Genomic DNA, 14,810 nt, shown 5'->3' with positions numbered 1-14,810 from the left:
CGCCGAAGCGTGCGCCAGCTCACGTTGGCAATGTCAATGGATTTGTTCGTGCGTCGTCAGGGTTATGTCGATATCTGCCAAAGAACCGGCTCGCATACATCCGCGATTGAAACCGGAGAAGTGACGCTCCAAGATTCGCGCTCACTCCGCCTAAGGACTAATTACATGCTGCAAAGTTCAACCACCCGGGTCGGGTCGCTCGCTGTTTTCGGCGCACTGATACTTTTGACCGCGTGTTCGAAGCCGTCGGACGCTCCAGCTCCGGGCGCGGCGCCCGCAGCTCCGATCGCCGCCGAACCCGCGCCTGCCGCGAAAGAAGAGAACGCGCACGCGTTCAAGATCGGCGAGTTGTCGGCGACGGCGCTGCGTGACGGCGGCATGGAAGTGCCGAACGACAACAAGATTTTCGGCGTGGGACGCACACCCGAGGAAGTGTCGGCGGTGTTGACCGCAGCCGGCCTACCCGGCGACAAGCTGGCGCTCAGCATCCAGCCCTTGCTCGTGAAAAGCAGCGATCGCGTGTTGTTGTTCGACACCGGAGCCGGCACGAACTTCGGTCCGGGCGCCGGCAAACTAGCCGCCTCGCTCGCGGAAGCGGGTGTCGATCCGGCGAGCGTCACGGATATCTTCATTTCGCATGCGCATGGCGATCACGTGGGTGGTTTGGTAAACACCGCGGGAGCGCTCGCGTTCCCGAACGCGAAGATCCATCTGTCGAAGCCGGAGTGGGCCTATCTCACCGGGTTGAACGCGGAGCAGGCCAAGACCCTGGGCGTCCCGAATCTTGACGCGCTCGTTGCCGCCATGAAGCCGAACGTGGAAGTTTTCGCGCCCGGCGCGGAGCTCGTTCCCGGCACGGTCAAGGCGATCGCGATCCAGGGTCATACGCCGGGGCATTCGGGTTACCTGATCACTTCGGGCTCGGGTTCGCTGCTCTACGTCGGCGACTCCATGCACCATTTCGTCATCTCGGTGGAAAAGCCGGAGTGGGTCAACAACTTCGACGGCGACCACGCAACCGCCGCGGCCAGCCGCGCCGCGTTGATCGCCCAGCTCGCGAAGAGCAAACAGCGCGTGTACTCCGTGCACTTTCCGTTCCCGGGAATCGGCACGATCGAAATGAAGGGAGAAGGATTCGTCTGGCTCGCTGAATGACCGAATCTCCGTACCGCTGGGTCATCGTCGCGCTGGGCGGCCTCATGGGCTGCGTCGCCATCGGCGCGATGTTCTCGCTCGCGGTCTTCCTCGCGCCGATGTCGGGCGAGACGGGCTGGTCGCGCGCGGGCATCTCGTTTGCGATGACGATCAATTTCATCGTCATGGCGTTCGGCTCGTTCGCCTGGGGCGCGGCCAGCGACCGCTGGGGCGCGCGTATCGTCACGCTGCTCGGCGCAGTGTTGTTAGGGCTGGCATTGACGCTGGCGAGCCGCTCGACGACGTTGCCGTCGTTCCAGCTGACCTACGGCATTCTCGTGGGCCTCGCCGCCAGCGCGTTCTTCGCGCCGATGATCGCGACGGTGATGGGCTGGTTCGAGACGCGGCGCAATCTGGCGGTGTCGCTGGTGTCGGCGGGCATGGGCATGGCGCCGCTCACCATCTCTCCGTTCTCCAGCTGGCTCATCACGCACTACGGCTGGCGCGCGGCGATGTTCGCGGTCGGCGTGCTCGCCTGGGCCGTGGTGATCCCGGCGGCGTTGTTCGTCCGCCGGCCGCCGGTCGCGGCAGTGGTAGCCGCGGCAAGACCCGACCAGGCCGAGATCGGCAGGGCGCTGACCTCGCCGCAATTCCTGGTGCTGGGTTTCACCTTCATGTTGTGTTGCGCGGCGCACTCGGGCCCTATCTTCCACGTGGTGAGTTACGCCATGTTCTGCGGCCTGGGGCCGATGGCCGCGGTCAGTGTGTACAGCGTCGAGGGCCTGGCGGGTCTCGGCGGCCGCGTGCTGATCGGCCTGCTGGCGGATCGCTACGGCGCGAAGCGCCTGCTCATCTGCGCGTTGGCCGTGCAGGCGCTGGCCATCACGGCCTATCTACAGGTCAGCGAGCTGTCGGAGTTCTACACGCTGGCGGTGATCTTCGGCGTGGCGTATGGCGGTGGCATGCCGCTGTACGCCTCGATCGCGCGGGATTATTTCCCGCAGCACATCATGGGCACGGTGTTCGGCGCGGCGACCATGTTGTCGAGCCTCGGCATGGCGCTCGGGCCGGTGGCGGGCGGCTGGGTGTTCGACACGTATCACAACTACGCCTGGCTCTACATCGCGTCCGCCGCGGTCGCGGTCGGTGCGGTGTTGCTGGCATTCATGTTTCCAAAGCCGGTGGCTGCTACAGTTCACGCATGATCACACTCACATCGAACAAGGCATCGGTGCCGATCCAGGTCCGTTGCACGGAATCCATCAGCACGCAGGGCCAATGGCTGGCCGATACCGTGGCGTCATTCGACGGCACCGGCAGTGGCCTGGTCGACGGGGCGTCGTTCGAGATCGGCTGGAGCAACTTTCTGCTGCGCAAGCAGCCCGATGGTTCGCTGCTGGTGTGCGAGCCCGATTTCACCTCGGACCCGTTCAAGGCCGTGAGTGAAGATGTGTCGCGCTCGCTGACCGTGCTCACCGCGCAGATCGACCTGCTGCGGGTGGTGGATCTCAAGGCCGAGCCCTGCCGGTTCGACCAGACGCTGGTGGTTCGCAAGGGCACGCTCGAGCAGCGGCATGTATTCGCGCGGCGGCAGCAGCCTTCGCGCAGCGACTCCGGCTGGTACCTCGGGCCGACCGACAGCCCGTTCGGCAAGCCGGCCGCCGCGGACCTCGAAGAGATGCCGTTGTATTCGCTGATGAACCGGCGGCCGCAGATCCTGCTGGCCCTGGCGCTGCCGGTCGGATGCATGGTGGTTTGGGACGGTCCGGCGATCTCCACGCTGCTCAATCCCGAAGGCCGCAATCTCTGGCACACCACGAACTGATTCAACGCGGTCCGGGTTCCTCTTCCCATACCGACCGGGTGCGCCAGTTGAACCGGATCGTCAGCACCCGCGCGAGAAAAAAGACGCCCACGGTGATCCAGGCCGCACGGGTCGGCGAACAGCCGAGATTCAGCGTCAACAATAGATAGAGGCCGCAGGCGGCGAACAACGTCAGCGACGCGTATTGGCCGGGGCGCATCTGCGCGGGAATCTCCCGCATCACCACGTCGCGCAGCAGGCCGCCCGCGGCGCCGTTGGCAACACCGACGAAAGCGACCGCGATCAGTGGCAGCCCCCGCGCGCCGGGCGAGTTCCATGCCGAAGACAGCGAACGCCGGCGTGCCGAGCGCGTCGATGTAGTCGACGATCTTCTGCACGCTTTCCGGGCCGATGAGGTTGCGCAGATAGCGGGCAAACACCGATGTGACCAGCGTGGCGGAGAACACCAGCGATAGATAGGCGGGATCCAGCAGGAACACGGGCGTGCGATTCAGGAACACCGCGTCACGCAGCAGTCCGCCGCCGATGGCGGTCAGCAGCGAGACGATGAACACACCGATGATGTCGAAGCGCTTGCGGATCGCGACGATGGCGCCGCTCACCGCCCAGGTGAAGGTCGCGGCGTAATCGAACAGGACGGGGACCTGGAAAGTGGCGTCGGCCATGGCGCGATCGTACAGGGGCCGCGCGCGCATTGGACTATGCTTGCCGGCATGCGACCCTCCCGCCCCGGATTGATAGTGGCCGCCGTTTCACTGGCTGCTATTGGCGGCTGCGCGAGCATGCTGCCCACGCCCGAGCCGATGCGCTCCATCGACTACGCGGCTGCCGCGACGCCGGCGAAATGCCTGTTCGTGCTGCTGCCGGGCATGGGCGACCGCGCCGAGGCTTTCGAGCAGCGCGGCTTCGTGGAAACGCTGCGCAAGTCGGGCCGCTCCATCGACATCCGCGCGGCCGATGCCACCTTCGGCTACTACATGAAAGGGACGATGCTCGAGCGCTTCGAGGCGGATGTCATGGCGCCCGCGCGGGCGCGCGGCTACCAGGAGATCTGGTTGTCAGGCCCGTCGATGGGCGGGTTCGGTTCGCTGTTCTACGCGCGCGCCCACTCGGCGGACGTGACCGGCGTGCTGGCCATCGCGCCGTTTCTCGGCGACCGTACCCTGATCGAGGAGATCACGAACGCGGGTGGATTGAAGAACTGGCAGGCTCCCGCGCGCGAAGAGACGATGAACCCGGATAACTACCAGCGCGAGCTGTGGCGCTGGCTGCAGGCGGTGGCGCAGGGCAGGGAAGCCGCGCCGCTCATCTTCGCGGGCTACGGGACTTCCGACAAACTGCGCGCGGCGGATTCGCTGCTCACCGCCGAGCTGCCGCCCGCGCGCGTCTTCCTGACGGACGGCAAACACGAGTGGCCCGCCTGGCAACGCGTGCTGCAAAGTTTCCTGGCATCGCCGGATTTTTCTAACCACTGCCGCTGAGGTCGACGCAAATCATGAACGAAAGAGTGACTCCGGATGGCCGCTACTTCGTCGTGCGCGGCAGGTTGTGGCGGCGGGCGAATCCCGATTTGCCGGTGGAAAAGCGCGAAGCACTCGTGCAGGAGCTGATGAACGCGCGGCGCGCCGTCAAGGCGGCCATGAAAGCCGGCCGGCCCGAAGAGCTGGTGCCCGCGCGCAAGGCGGTCGACGCCGCCAAGATCGCGCTCGGCGAACGTGGGCCGGTGTGGTGGACCGACGGCACGCCGGATCTGAATCGCCAGAAGGTGAAGGACAGCCCGTACGCGGAGTGGTACCGGCAGTAGCGGCAACGACCCGCGTTCGGGACGAATGCACGGCGACCCTTCGCGCGCACGTGGCGCGGAGGTAGTCTCGCCTCTCCGATCGGGGAGGATGAGATGAGCACGACTAACAAACCTGCCTTGCGCGGCATCCTGCTCGGCGGATTCTGCGCCGGCCTCGCGGATTTCATCTACCCGACGGCCAGGACCGTGCTGAATGGCGGTGCATGGACGGGGCCCTGGAAAGGCGTCGCCAGCGGGTTGTTAGGCAAGGCGGCGCGCGACGGCGGCCTCGAAATCGTCGCGCTCGGTGTGGCGCTGCATTTTTTCATCTGCCTGAGCGGCGCGGCCCTGTTGTACCTGCTGGCCAGCCGGGTGAAGGTGCTGCCGCGGCAATGGATCGTGCTCGGCGTTCTCTACGGCGTCGCGGTCCTGCTGGTCATGAACTACGTCATCCTGCCGCTGTCGGCCATCGGGCACGGCATCTATCCACTCGCGCAGCTGCACGTCCACGCGTTCTGGCACATCGTGCTGGTCGGTCTGCCCACGGCATTCTTCGTGGCGCGCGCCCTGGTCAACGGCTCCCGAGCCGCACCTTCCGGCGCCAGCCCAGCAAGTCTATGAATTCGCCGAACACGCGCTCGCTCAATGCCAGCGCCTGGGGTGCGTGACTGTGCGTGTCCCGCAGGATGTGGTCGAGATGATGAGCGGGGCCGGCATGGTCGGCTTCCATGCGGTATTCCGGCACGTGTAGCCAGCGCTGGATCAGATGTTCGTCGGCTTCGAGATGGAATTGCAGGCCATAGGCGCGGTCGCCAAAGCGGAACGCCTGGTTGGGGCAGGTGGGTGTGCTCGCCAGGTGCACGGCGCCGGGCGGCAGATCGAACGTATAGGCATGCCACTGGAACACGTGCTGATGGCCCGCGAGATGGCGGCATAGCGGGTCCTGGGCCGCAGCTCCAGTCGGATGCAGCGGATACCAGCCGATCTCGCGCACGGTGTGCGGCCGGACGTGCGCGCCGAGCGCCGCCGCCAGCAGCTGCGCCCCCAGGCAGATTCCCAGGATCGGGATGCCGCGCGCCAACGCCTGCTGGATGGCGGCGATTTCGGTAGTTAGATGTGGATGGCGGTCGGCCTGGTCGACGTTCATCGGACCGCCCAGCACCACGAGGCCGTTGTAGCGGCTGACGTCGGGCTGCTGGTCTGGTTGACGCGAAAAATTCACGTAGCGGATGCGAAAGCCGGCGCGGCGGAGCATCGGATCGAACACGCCCAGCGGTTCGCGGGCCGAATGCTGAAAGACGAGCAGTTTGCGCATAAGCTTTCGCGCATTGTGCCAGCGATCGCGACCGGGAGGTTTGCGTGAATGTATCCGTTGCCGATGAACCCGCCACGTTCATCACGATTCCGCTGAGCCATTACTGCGAGAAGGCGCGCTGGGCGCTGGATCGCGCGTCGCTGCCTTATCGCGAAGAGCCCCACGCGCCGTTGCTGAGCCGGTTTGCCACCCGGCGCGGCGCGGGCGGCACGGTGCCGGTGTTCGTCCGCGGCGACCTGTGGCTCAACACCTCCACCGCCATCCTCGCGCACGCCGATGCCATGCGCGGCGAGCTCTATCCACTCGACGCGACGTTGCGCCAGGAAGTCGCTGCGCTCGAGCAGCGTTTCGACCAGGATCTCGGCACCCATGTGCGCCGCTGGGCCTACACACACCTGTTGCCGGACAAAGCGCTGCTGCGCGAGCTGTGGTCGCGCGGTGTGCCGAGGCACGAAGCGCTCTGGCTGCCGCTCATCGTGCCGATCGGCCGCCAGCTGCTGCGCCGTGCGTACAAGGTGACTCCCGCGGGTGCCGCCCGTTCGATCGACCGCATCCGGGAAATATTCCGCGAGGTCGACGCGCGGCTGGAAGGTGGCCGCCGGTTTCTGGCTGGCGATCGCTTCACCGCGGCCGATCTGACCTTCGCGGCGCTCGCGGCGCCGGCGCTGTTCCCGCCGGAATGCCGCGCGACGATGCCGGCGCTCGAACAGGTGCCGGAAGCGATGCGCGCGGAGGTCCGCTCGCTGCGCGCGACTGGAGCCGGCGGGTTCGCCTTGCGGATCTACGCGACCGAGCGCGGAGTCACGCGGTCCGCTGGCTGACGAAGCGGCGCACCCATGGCGCCACCAGCGTGACGGTCGGGAACGCCACCGGCCATGTGGTCAAACAACTCTTGAGCCATTGCGCGGCGAAGCCGGCATGAAAACCTTGCGCGGTCGCCAGCACGAATGCCGACACGATCGCGACCATGATGGCGGAAAGTACTGCACCGAAAAGCAGTGGGGCGAAGCGGGCGGGAATGTTCACAGGAATCTCCTTGCGATGAGGGCCGAGGCGTACAGGCCCAGGCCGAAAACTGTATGGGTGACGATGCTGTGGAAACGCGCCACGGTGGGGCGCGGCGTGCGGCTCGCGGCGATGCCGGCGCCCATGCCGGGTTGCATCAGCAGGAATGGTGCCGCCAGGGTTGCCACACCGACGATCAGCGCGGGTGCGAGGGCCGGATGCTCTAACCACTGCACTCCCCACAACGCGGGCAGCAGCGCCGCGAACGCGACACCGATGAGGTAGTGCGCGGTCCAGCCGATCAGTCGCTCGCCGCGGACGGGTGCGGTGGCGGCGATGCGTTCGTGGCGGAAGCGCCCGCGCGCGAGATGCGCCATCCAGCGGCCCACCAGGCCGAAGTCGGGCGCGGCGATACCGAGCGCGCGTTTGCGCGCCAGGGCCCACAGGTCCGTGAGCGCCGTTGCGAACAGGCCGAGGAATACCGTGATAGTCAGAAGGGTCATGAAGCTCACCCGCGCTTGCCGTGGAGAGGCGATGGGTGCAGAGTGCCACCTCAAGTCCACTTGAGGTCAAGCCCATTTACGACCTGGATATCAACGAAGTTGCGAAAAAGGTGGGTGTTCCGGCCTCGACGCTGCGGTTCTACGAGGAGAAGGGACTGATCTCCTCCGTCGGCCGGCGCGGATTGCGGCGATTGTTCGACCCGGACGTACTCGAACGGCTGGCGTTGATCGCGCTCGGCCGTTCCGCCGGCTTCTCGCTCGAAGAAATCGGCCGCGTCTTCGCGCGCGAGGGACGCGGGCAGATCGATCGCAAGATGCTCTCGGACAAGGCCACGGAGCTCGACGGCACGATCCGCAAACTGACCGCCATGCGCGACGGCCTGCGGCACGCGGCGGCCTGTCCCGCGCCGAGCCACCTGCAATGTCCGACGTTCCGCCGCCTGTTGGGGCTGGCGGTTCTGCGGACCGCGGACGCGAAGTCACGCCGCAAGTCCGCGCGGCGCAGCGCGGCGTGAAATTCAAACCGGAGCCCCGATTCGCCCGTCTATAGTTCGAGCCAGCGGCCGATCGAGGGAGAGGGATGAGTTTCAAGCGAGGGATTGCCCGGCTTCTGCTGGTGCTTGTTGCCGTGCCCGCCTTGGGCGTCGAGATCGACGGCCACATCGGCGCGGAGGAATGGCAGGCCGCGCAGCACATCACCGACTTCCGCAAGACGCAGCCGCTCAACGGCGAGCCGGGTTCGTTCGCCACCGAGGCGTGGATCCTCGCCACGCCGGAAGGACTCGCGTTCGCTTTCAGGAACACGCAACCGCCCTCCGTCGCGCGCAACCAGCAGCGTGTGCAGCGCGATTTCGAGGACCAGGTCGACCGCGTGAACGTCATGGTCGACTTCGACGGCGACGGCCGCACCGCGTACAACTTCACCGTCAGCGCCACCGACGGCGTGTACGACGGCATCGTCAGCAACGAGAACTCCTTCAACAAGGATTGGGACGGCAACTGGCGGCACGCTGTCTCCGGCGATGCGGACGCCTGGTCGGCCGAGGTGCTGATCCCCTGGCACATCGCGCCGATGCGTGAGGCCCGGAGCGACAAACGGATCGTGAAGATCTACCTGGATCGCGTCGTCGGGGAAACGGGCGAACGCGTGGCCTGGCCGCAGGCGAGTTTTGAGCGGCCGCGTTTCGTGTCGGATTTCGCGGCGGTCGAGCTGGCTAACTACAGCCAGTCGCTGCTGGCGGTCACGCCGTATGTCTCGGGCCTGTACGACCACGTGCGCGGCGGCAGCAACGGCGATGCCGGCGTCGACCTGTTCTGGAAGCCGAACGGCCAGACCCAACTCACGGCCACGTTGAATCCCGATTTCGGCCAGGTCGAGAGCGACGACCTGGTGGTCAACTTCAGTGCCACGGAAACCTTCGTCAGCGACAAGCGCCCGTTCTTCACCGAGAACCAGGGTATTTTCGAATTCACCACGCCGTCGGATTACAGCCAGCTGCTGTATACGCGCCGCATCGGCGGTCCCAACGACGACGGCGAGGGTTCGGGCGACATCACCGGCGCCGTCAAACTCAACGGCAGCTTCGGCGACACGAAGTACGGCCTGTTCGCCGCCGATGAGTCCGAAGAGGTGGGGCGCACTTTCGGCGCGCTGCGGCTGGTGCGCGATTTCAGCAAACAGAATGTCGGATTGATGGCGACGCAGGTGAAGCGCCCGTTCCTCGACCGCACGGCCACCGTCCTCGGGCTCGATCACAACTGGCGCCCGAGCGCGCGCTGGAACGTGCGCACGCGCGTGTTCGGCAGCGATATCGACGCCCCGGGCGAGAGCTCGCGCGACACGGGCGCCACGCTGTGGGCCGACTACGAGATGGATCGCGGCTGGCGCCAGCAGCTGATCGCCATGCACTTCGGCAACGACCTGCAGATCAACGATGCCGGCTACCTCGCGCGCAACAGCACCAACTACCTGCACTGGGAGGTGCTGCGCCGCTTCGCCGACCTGCCGGCTGAATCCCGCTACGCATCGAAGGACTGGCGCCTGCGTTTCAGTTCCGACTACAACGACCACGGCCTGCTGATGGGCCACCAGGTCCGACTGAGCCGCCAGGGGCGGCTGCGCAACGGCAGCTTCGAATACGCACAGATCAACGTGAACAGCGCGGGGTATGACGACCTGCTGACACGCGGCAACGGCGTGGCGCGTATTCCGCCGAACTACAACGCGTACTTCGAATATGACCGGCCGCGCAAGGGCAACTGGGCGTATTACGTCGAGATCAATCCCACGACCGGCGGATTCGCCGGCAACGACCGGCTCGGCTACTACGTCAACTTCGAGCCGAAGTACTTCGTGAGCGATGCATTCAATCTCTACCTGGGCGCGTCGTACAGCCGCACGCCGGACTGGCTGGTATGGCAGCGCGAAAACCTGGTCGGCGGTTTTGGCGGGCGCGAAGCGCACTTCGACGCCGGCTTCGACTGGACCATCGGCAACCGCCAGGAACTGCGGGTCAAGCTGCAGGCGATCGCGATCGATGCACGGCTCGAGACGGCCTATCGCATCGCACCCAACGGCGATCCGGTCGAAAGTAATGAACCCATCGACGATTTCAGTGTGCGCAATCTCGGCTTCCAGATCCGTTATCGCTACGAACTCGGGCCGCTGTCCTATCTATATGTCGTTTTTGGCCGGGGCGGATTCGATCGCAAGGACACTTCCGAGGGCCTGGGGCGGCAACTGCGCAACAGCTTCAGCCTGCGCGACGACGAGCAGCTGCTGGTGAAACTCAGTTACCGCTTCGAGTAACGCGTAATCCGTGTGAGTCGAGTGCTTCCCTCAGCGACGGGTAAGATCGACGACATGATGAAACATCGGATCGATGGACGCGTTGCGGTGGTGACCGGCGCGGGTGGCGGCCTGGGCCGCGAACATGCGTTGTTCCTCGCGCGCCAGGGTGCACGCGTCGTCGTAAACGACGTCGCGGCGAGCGCCGCTGAAGCCGTAGCGGCCGAAATCACCGCCGCCGGTGGCGCCGCGCTGCCGTTCGCCGCTTCCGTGACGGATGTCGATGCGGTCGCCGCGATGGTGGAGCGCACGCTGGCCGAATGGCAACGCGTCGACATCCTGGTAAACAACGCCGGCATCCTGCGCGACAAGAGTTTCGCGAAGATGACGCTGGAAGATTTCCGGCGGGTGGTCGACGTGCACCTGATGGGCGCGGTGATCTGCACACAGGCGGTGTGGAACCGGATGCGCGCGCAGCAGTTCGGCCGCATCGTGATGACCACGTCGTCATCGGGTCTGTACGGCAACTTCGGGCAGTCAAACTACAGCGCGGCGAAGATGGCGCTGGTCGGCCTCATGCAGACGCTGGCGATCGAAGGCGAGAAGTACGGCATTCGCGTCAACTGTCTCGCACCCTCGGCGGCGACGCAGATGACACGCGGCGTCATACCCGATGCGAGTCTGGCGGCGCTCGACGCCGCGCTGGTGAGTCCGGCGTTGCTGGCGCTGGTGAGCGATGACGCGCCCACGCGCGCCATCGTGTGCGCGGGCGGCGGCCACGTCGCGCGTGCCTTCATCACCCTGACGGCCGGCCGCTTTGCCGGCGGTGGCGAAGACGCGGGCGAACGTGTCATCGAGCAGTGGCCGCAGATCTCCGCTCGCGAGGATGAAATCGTACCGGCGTCCGGCTTCCTGCAAAGCGAGCGTGAAGTCGCCAGCGCCCAGGCTCAGGCGGTCTTGATCAGCCGCTCGCGCTGAAAACGTCGCCGGTACTCGCCCGGTGACAGGCCGATCACGCGTTTGAAGATCCGCCGGAAGCCGCCCGGGTCTTCGTAGCCGGCGGCCAGCGACACCTGTTCCACCGAGTCGCGCGTGAACTCGAGCAAGTCGCGGCTGCGCGCGATACGCAGCCGCTGGGTGTATTCGCTGGGCTTCACGCCGGTGGCTTTGACGAAGCGGCGCAGGAACGTACGCTCGCCCAGATTCGCGCGCTGCGCCAGATCGCTGACCGAACAAGCCGCGGCCGCATTCGCCTGCAGCCAGTGCTGGATGGCGAGGATTGCCTTGTCGCCGTGCTGCAGCCGCGGCGCGAAATCGCCGTACAGTTTCTGCTCGCGGCCCGGCGGATCCATGACCATGAACCGCGCCGTGCTGTGCATCACCGTCGCGCCTAACAATCGTTCGACCAGGCTCAGGCCCAGGTCCGCCCAGGCGAGCACCCCGCCGGCGGTGATCACATCCTGATCGTCGATGACCAGCCGATCGGCATCGACGTCGAGCCCCGGGAATCGCCGGCGCAGTTCATCGGCGAACAGCCAGTGCGTGGTGGCACGCCGGCCCTCGAGCAACCCCGCGTCCGCCAATAGAAATACGCCGCCGCACACCGCGGCGACCACGGCGCCGTCGGCGTGTCGGCCGCGAATCCATTCCTTGCTGCGCGGCGCATGCCCGCGTTCGGGCGGCGCGATCTGGCAGGCGGGGACGATGACCAGCGCCGGCACCTTGAATGGCCCGGGCAGGGAATCGAAGGTGTTTTCGATTCCGTCGCCCTCGGCGCGCTCGCGCCAATGAGTGACGCGGATGAAGGGCTGCTGGCGCGCGGAATGTTCGCGCGCGTAGTAGTCCGCGTACGTGAACACGTCGGTCAGTCCGTGAATGGAAGTGAGCTGCGCGCCGGGGTAACACATGATGGCCACTTCGAGCGGCGCGTGTTCTGTCAGTTGTTGCCCGTTCTTTGTCACTTGGGTCCATCCCGGAAGGCGGCGGTGCGCGCGTATCTTGAATCCCGCACGGCAATCGGGGAAGCAGTCGATGTCCACACAACCATGGCACCAGGATCAGGCACGCACGCTGCGGGTTGCCTCGGCGGAGGGCGCATTCGACGCCTACCTCGCGCGGCCGGACGAACGCCGCCGGCCCGTCATCGTCGTCCTGCACGAGGTGTTCGGCGTCAATGAAGATCTGCGCGCCACCTGCGGCGAACTCGCGGCCGCCGGGTTCATCGCGTTGTGCCCGGATCTGTTCTGGCGGCAGGAGCGTCACGTGGACCTCTCCGTTCGCTCGCAGCCGGACTGGGAGAAGGGGCTCGCGCTCTATCAGGCTTTCGACATCGACGCGGGAGTGCGCGACGTGGAAGCGACGGTTGCCGCCGCGCGCGGGTTGTCAGGCGGACTGCCCACCGGAGTCATGGGATTCTGTCTCGGCGGGTTGCTGACATTCCTCGCCGCGGCGCGTACGCGCGTGGACGCGGCGGTCGCGTTTCACGGCGGGCGCACCGAGGAATTCCTCGGCGAGGCGCAGGACATCGATGCGCCAATGCAGATGCATCTCGCCGAAGAAGACGAGTTCATTTCGAAGGATGCACAGGCCAGCGTCAAGGCGGCGCTGTCCGGCAACCCGCGCGTGGAAATCCATAGCTACCCCGGCTGCAATCACGCATTCTCGCGGCACGGCGGCGCGCATTTCGATATCGACGCGGCGGGCATCTCGCGTGCCCGCACGCTCGATTTCTTCAACCGGCATCTGAGGTCCCAATGAAAGAAGAGTTCTTTACCGGCCGTTACGGCACCCGACTGTTCCTGCGCTCGTGGCGCCCCGATGCGCCCAAGGCGGTGGTCGTGATCTGCCACGGTGTGAACTCGCACAGCGGCCAATACATCTGGCCCGCCGAGCAGTTCGCGGCGGCCGGGTTCGCGGTGTACGCCTACGATCAGCGCGGTCGCGGCAAATCCGAAGGCCCGCGTTTCTACATCGACGAATACGCGGACTACACCGAAGATCTGGGAACGGTCATCGCGCTGGCAAAATCCCGTGAGCCCGGGTTGAAGGTGTTCCTGTTAGGCCACAGCGCCGGGGGCGTGGTGGGCTGCACCTGGACGCTGGATCACCAGACGGAAATCGCCGGCTTCATCTGCGAAAGTTTTGCCTTCCAGGTGCCGGCGCCTGCCATCGTGCTGAGCCTGGTGCGGTTCCTTGGGAAGGTCGTGCCGAAACTGCCGGTGCTGACGCTGCACATGAAGGATTTCACGCGCGACCCGAAAGCCCTCGCGGTGCTCAATGCCGATCCGTATTGCCAGGGTGAAAAACAACCGGCACGGACCGTGAAGGCGCTGCTGGAAGCCGGCGACCGGATGCTCGCCGGGTTCGGAACGCTCAAGCTGCCGCTGCTCATCCTGCACGGCACGGCCGACCACGCGACCGTGCCCGCCGGCAGCCAGCTCTTCTTCGACAAGGCGGCGTCGGCTGACAAGACGCTGAAACTTTACGAGGGGCATTATCACGATCTGTTGAACGATCTTGGCAAAGAGCAGGTGCTCGCCGAGATCGTCGGCTGGATCAATGCCCGCAACTGACCCAGGGAGTTCGCAATGAGTTTCGTGACGACCAAAGACGGTACGGAAATTTTCTACAAGGATTGGGGCAGCGGGAAGCCGATCATGTTCCACCACGGCTGGCCATTGAGCGCCGACGACTGGGACGCGCAGATGATGTTCTTTCTGGCGAAGGGCTTCCGCGTGATCGCGCACGACCGCCGAGGTCACGGGCGGTCTTCGCAGACGTTCGCGGGCAACGAGATGGATACCTACGCGGCGGACGTCGCGGCGCTGGCGGCGCATCTGGATCTCAAGGGCGCTATACACATCGGGCATTCGACCGGCGGTGGCGAGGTGGCGCGTTACGTCGCGCAGTACGGCGGCGGTGGGCGCGTGTCCAAGGCCGTGTTGATCGGAGCGGTGCCGCCGATCATGGTCAAGAGCGACAAGAATCCCGGTGGCCTGCCCATCGAGGTGTTCGACGGATTCCGTGCCGCGCTGGTGGCGAACCGCGCGCAGTTCTATCGTGATGTGCCGTCAGGTCCGTTCTATGGTTTCAATCGTCCGGGCGCGACGACCATCCCCGGCGTCGTCGACAACTGGTGGCGGCAGGGAATGATGGGCGGCATCAAGCCGCACTACGACTGCATCAAGGCGTTCTCCGAGACGGATTTCACCGAGGACTTGAAGAAGATAGACGTGCCGACGCTGGTGCTGCACGGCGACGACGACCAGATCGTGCCGATCGCGGACTCGGCGCTGTTGTCTTCCAAGCTGCTCAAGAAAGGCACGCTCAAGGTTCACAAGGGTTTCGGACACGGCATGTGCACGATCAACCCGGATGTGGTGAACGCGGATCTGCTGGCGTACATCCAGGAGTAGAGGAAGTCGGTGCCGCGGAAAGTCGGTGCCGGGTCGGACTTA

Annotated in this window: 19 protein-coding genes; 14 read left to right on the top strand and 5 right to left on the bottom strand. The window is 65.7% G+C overall.

Annotation, left to right across the window (positions count from 1 at the left end; all coding sequences use genetic code 11):
- Positions 1–165: 165 nt before the first annotated feature.
- Genes WDO72_05160 through WDO72_05150 form a run of 3 tightly spaced genes read left to right on the top strand, consistent with a single transcriptional unit; the run spans position 166 to position 2,959 of the window.
- Positions 166–1,155 (top strand): MBL fold metallo-hydrolase, encoded by a 990-nt coding sequence (locus WDO72_05160; protein MEJ0085045.1) that lies wholly within the window; start codon positions 166–168, stop codon positions 1,153–1,155.
- Positions 1,152–2,339, top strand: coding sequence for an MFS transporter (locus WDO72_05155; GenBank protein MEJ0085044.1), 1,188 nt, complete (start codon positions 1,152–1,154; stop codon positions 2,337–2,339). Before WDO72_05160 ends, WDO72_05155 begins: the two co-directional genes overlap by 4 nt.
- Positions 2,336–2,959: a hypothetical protein gene (locus WDO72_05150; GenBank protein MEJ0085043.1), complete on the top strand. Its 624-nt coding sequence runs from the start codon at positions 2,336–2,338 to the stop codon at positions 2,957–2,959. Before WDO72_05155 ends, WDO72_05150 begins: the two co-directional genes overlap by 4 nt.
- A gap of 1 nt (position 2,960) precedes the next feature.
- Here WDO72_05150 and WDO72_05145 read toward each other — a convergent pair whose 3' ends face one another.
- Positions 2,961–3,374: a TRIC cation channel family protein gene (locus WDO72_05145; protein ID MEJ0085042.1), complete on the bottom strand. Its 414-nt coding sequence runs from the start codon at positions 3,372–3,374 to the stop codon at positions 2,961–2,963.
- Positions 3,375–3,442: 68 nt separating this feature from the next.
- On the opposite strand from WDO72_05145, the gene WDO72_05140 reads away from it, so the two are divergent.
- The 4 genes from WDO72_05140 (at position 3,443) to WDO72_05125 (ending at position 5,363) form a co-directional block, all read left to right on the top strand.
- The gene (locus tag WDO72_05140; protein ID MEJ0085041.1) at positions 3,443–3,586 is read left to right on the top strand and encodes a hypothetical protein; all 144 of its coding nucleotides are present in this window, start codon (positions 3,443–3,445) and stop codon (positions 3,584–3,586) included.
- 113 nt (positions 3,587–3,699) lie between these two features.
- Positions 3,700–4,440 carry an alpha/beta hydrolase gene (locus tag WDO72_05135; protein ID MEJ0085040.1) on the top strand — a complete coding sequence of 247 codons (741 nt, stop codon included), beginning with the start codon at positions 3,700–3,702 and terminating at the stop codon, positions 4,438–4,440.
- A 14-nt stretch (positions 4,441–4,454) separates the two neighbouring features.
- Positions 4,455–4,763: a hypothetical protein gene (locus WDO72_05130; protein ID MEJ0085039.1), complete on the top strand. Its 309-nt coding sequence runs from the start codon at positions 4,455–4,457 to the stop codon at positions 4,761–4,763.
- Between the two features lie 93 nt (positions 4,764–4,856).
- A complete protein-coding gene (locus WDO72_05125) occupies positions 4,857–5,363 on the top strand; it encodes a hypothetical protein (protein ID MEJ0085038.1) in 507 nt (168 codons plus the stop codon).
- Here the strand turns inward: WDO72_05125 and WDO72_05120 are convergent.
- Positions 5,314–6,057, bottom strand: coding sequence for a gamma-glutamyl-gamma-aminobutyrate hydrolase family protein (locus WDO72_05120; protein ID MEJ0085037.1), 744 nt, complete (start codon positions 6,055–6,057; stop codon positions 5,314–5,316). The two genes, WDO72_05125 and WDO72_05120, sit on opposite strands and share 50 nt — an antisense overlap.
- A 44-nt stretch (positions 6,058–6,101) precedes the next feature.
- Between WDO72_05120 and WDO72_05115 the strand changes: the two genes are divergently transcribed.
- Positions 6,102–6,878, top strand: a complete 777-nt coding sequence (locus WDO72_05115; protein ID MEJ0085036.1) for a glutathione S-transferase family protein — start codon at positions 6,102–6,104, stop codon at positions 6,876–6,878.
- Here the strand turns inward: WDO72_05115 and WDO72_05110 are convergent.
- Entirely contained in the window at positions 6,859–7,083 is a 225-nt protein-coding gene (locus WDO72_05110) for a DUF2798 domain-containing protein (protein MEJ0085035.1), read from the bottom strand. The two genes, WDO72_05115 and WDO72_05110, sit on opposite strands and share 20 nt — an antisense overlap.
- Positions 7,080–7,565: a DUF2938 domain-containing protein gene (locus tag WDO72_05105; GenBank protein MEJ0085034.1), complete on the bottom strand. Its 486-nt coding sequence runs from the start codon at positions 7,563–7,565 to the stop codon at positions 7,080–7,082. Before WDO72_05105 ends, WDO72_05110 begins: the two co-directional genes overlap by 4 nt.
- 74 nt (positions 7,566–7,639) lie before the next feature.
- Between WDO72_05105 and WDO72_05100 the strand changes: the two genes are divergently transcribed.
- The 3 genes from WDO72_05100 (at position 7,640) to WDO72_05090 (ending at position 11,331) form a co-directional block, all read left to right on the top strand.
- Positions 7,640–8,080, top strand: a complete 441-nt coding sequence (locus tag WDO72_05100) for a helix-turn-helix domain-containing protein (protein ID MEJ0085033.1) — start codon at positions 7,640–7,642, stop codon at positions 8,078–8,080.
- A 65-nt stretch (positions 8,081–8,145) separates the two neighbouring features.
- Positions 8,146–10,374, top strand: a complete 2,229-nt coding sequence (locus tag WDO72_05095; protein MEJ0085032.1) for a DUF5916 domain-containing protein — start codon at positions 8,146–8,148, stop codon at positions 10,372–10,374.
- Between the two features lie 54 nt (positions 10,375–10,428).
- Positions 10,429–11,331 (top strand): SDR family NAD(P)-dependent oxidoreductase, encoded by a 903-nt coding sequence (locus WDO72_05090; protein ID MEJ0085031.1) that lies wholly within the window; start codon positions 10,429–10,431, stop codon positions 11,329–11,331.
- Here WDO72_05090 and WDO72_05085 read toward each other — a convergent pair.
- Complete coding sequence (locus WDO72_05085) at positions 11,301–12,314, bottom strand: GlxA family transcriptional regulator (protein MEJ0085030.1); 1,014 nt, start codon at positions 12,312–12,314, stop codon at positions 11,301–11,303. The genes WDO72_05090 and WDO72_05085 overlap by 31 nt on opposite strands.
- Before the next feature lie 70 nt (positions 12,315–12,384).
- Between WDO72_05085 and WDO72_05080 the strand changes: the two genes are divergently transcribed.
- Genes WDO72_05080 through WDO72_05070 form a run of 3 tightly spaced genes read left to right on the top strand, consistent with a single transcriptional unit; the run spans position 12,385 to position 14,768 of the window.
- On the top strand, positions 12,385–13,110 hold the full coding sequence (locus WDO72_05080; protein ID MEJ0085029.1) for a dienelactone hydrolase family protein: 726 nt from the start codon (positions 12,385–12,387) through the stop codon (positions 13,108–13,110).
- Positions 13,107–13,925: a lysophospholipase gene (locus WDO72_05075; protein ID MEJ0085028.1), complete on the top strand. Its 819-nt coding sequence runs from the start codon at positions 13,107–13,109 to the stop codon at positions 13,923–13,925. The genes WDO72_05080 and WDO72_05075 overlap by 4 nt, the downstream gene beginning before the upstream one ends.
- Positions 13,926–13,940: 15 nt before the next feature.
- Positions 13,941–14,768, top strand: a complete 828-nt coding sequence (locus WDO72_05070) for an alpha/beta hydrolase (protein MEJ0085027.1) — start codon at positions 13,941–13,943, stop codon at positions 14,766–14,768.
- The last annotated feature ends 42 nt before the right edge of the window (positions 14,769–14,810 follow it).

Source organism: Pseudomonadota bacterium, assembly GCA_037200975.1.
Classification (GTDB): Bacteria; Pseudomonadota; Gammaproteobacteria; order Steroidobacterales; family Steroidobacteraceae; genus CADEED01.
Note: the sequence above shows the minus strand (reverse complement) of the source record. Positions and strands in the feature narration are given on the sequence as shown.

Excerpts from the sequence above, each read along its gene's own strand:
- WDO72_05160 (MEJ0085045.1), top strand. The coding sequence starts at position 166 with ATGCTGCAAAGTTCAACCACCCGGGTCGGGTCGCTCGCTGTTTTCGGC.
- WDO72_05155 (MEJ0085044.1), top strand. The coding sequence starts at position 1,152 with ATGACCGAATCTCCGTACCGCTGGGTCATCGTCGCGCTGGGCGGCCTC.
- WDO72_05150 (MEJ0085043.1), top strand. The coding sequence starts at position 2,336 with ATGATCACACTCACATCGAACAAGGCATCGGTGCCGATCCAGGTCCGT.
- WDO72_05130 (MEJ0085039.1), top strand. The coding sequence starts at position 4,455 with ATGAACGAAAGAGTGACTCCGGATGGCCGCTACTTCGTCGTGCGCGGC.
- WDO72_05125 (MEJ0085038.1), top strand. The coding sequence starts at position 4,857 with ATGAGCACGACTAACAAACCTGCCTTGCGCGGCATCCTGCTCGGCGGA.
- WDO72_05120 (MEJ0085037.1), bottom strand. The coding sequence starts at position 6,057 with ATGCGCAAACTGCTCGTCTTTCAGCATTCGGCCCGCGAACCGCTGGGC.
- WDO72_05105 (MEJ0085034.1), bottom strand. The coding sequence starts at position 7,565 with ATGACCCTTCTGACTATCACGGTATTCCTCGGCCTGTTCGCAACGGCG.
- WDO72_05095 (MEJ0085032.1), top strand. The coding sequence starts at position 8,146 with ATGAGTTTCAAGCGAGGGATTGCCCGGCTTCTGCTGGTGCTTGTTGCC.
- WDO72_05090 (MEJ0085031.1), top strand. The coding sequence starts at position 10,429 with ATGATGAAACATCGGATCGATGGACGCGTTGCGGTGGTGACCGGCGCG.
- WDO72_05080 (MEJ0085029.1), top strand. The coding sequence starts at position 12,385 with ATGTCCACACAACCATGGCACCAGGATCAGGCACGCACGCTGCGGGTT.
- WDO72_05075 (MEJ0085028.1), top strand. The coding sequence starts at position 13,107 with ATGAAAGAAGAGTTCTTTACCGGCCGTTACGGCACCCGACTGTTCCTG.
- WDO72_05070 (MEJ0085027.1), top strand. The coding sequence starts at position 13,941 with ATGAGTTTCGTGACGACCAAAGACGGTACGGAAATTTTCTACAAGGAT.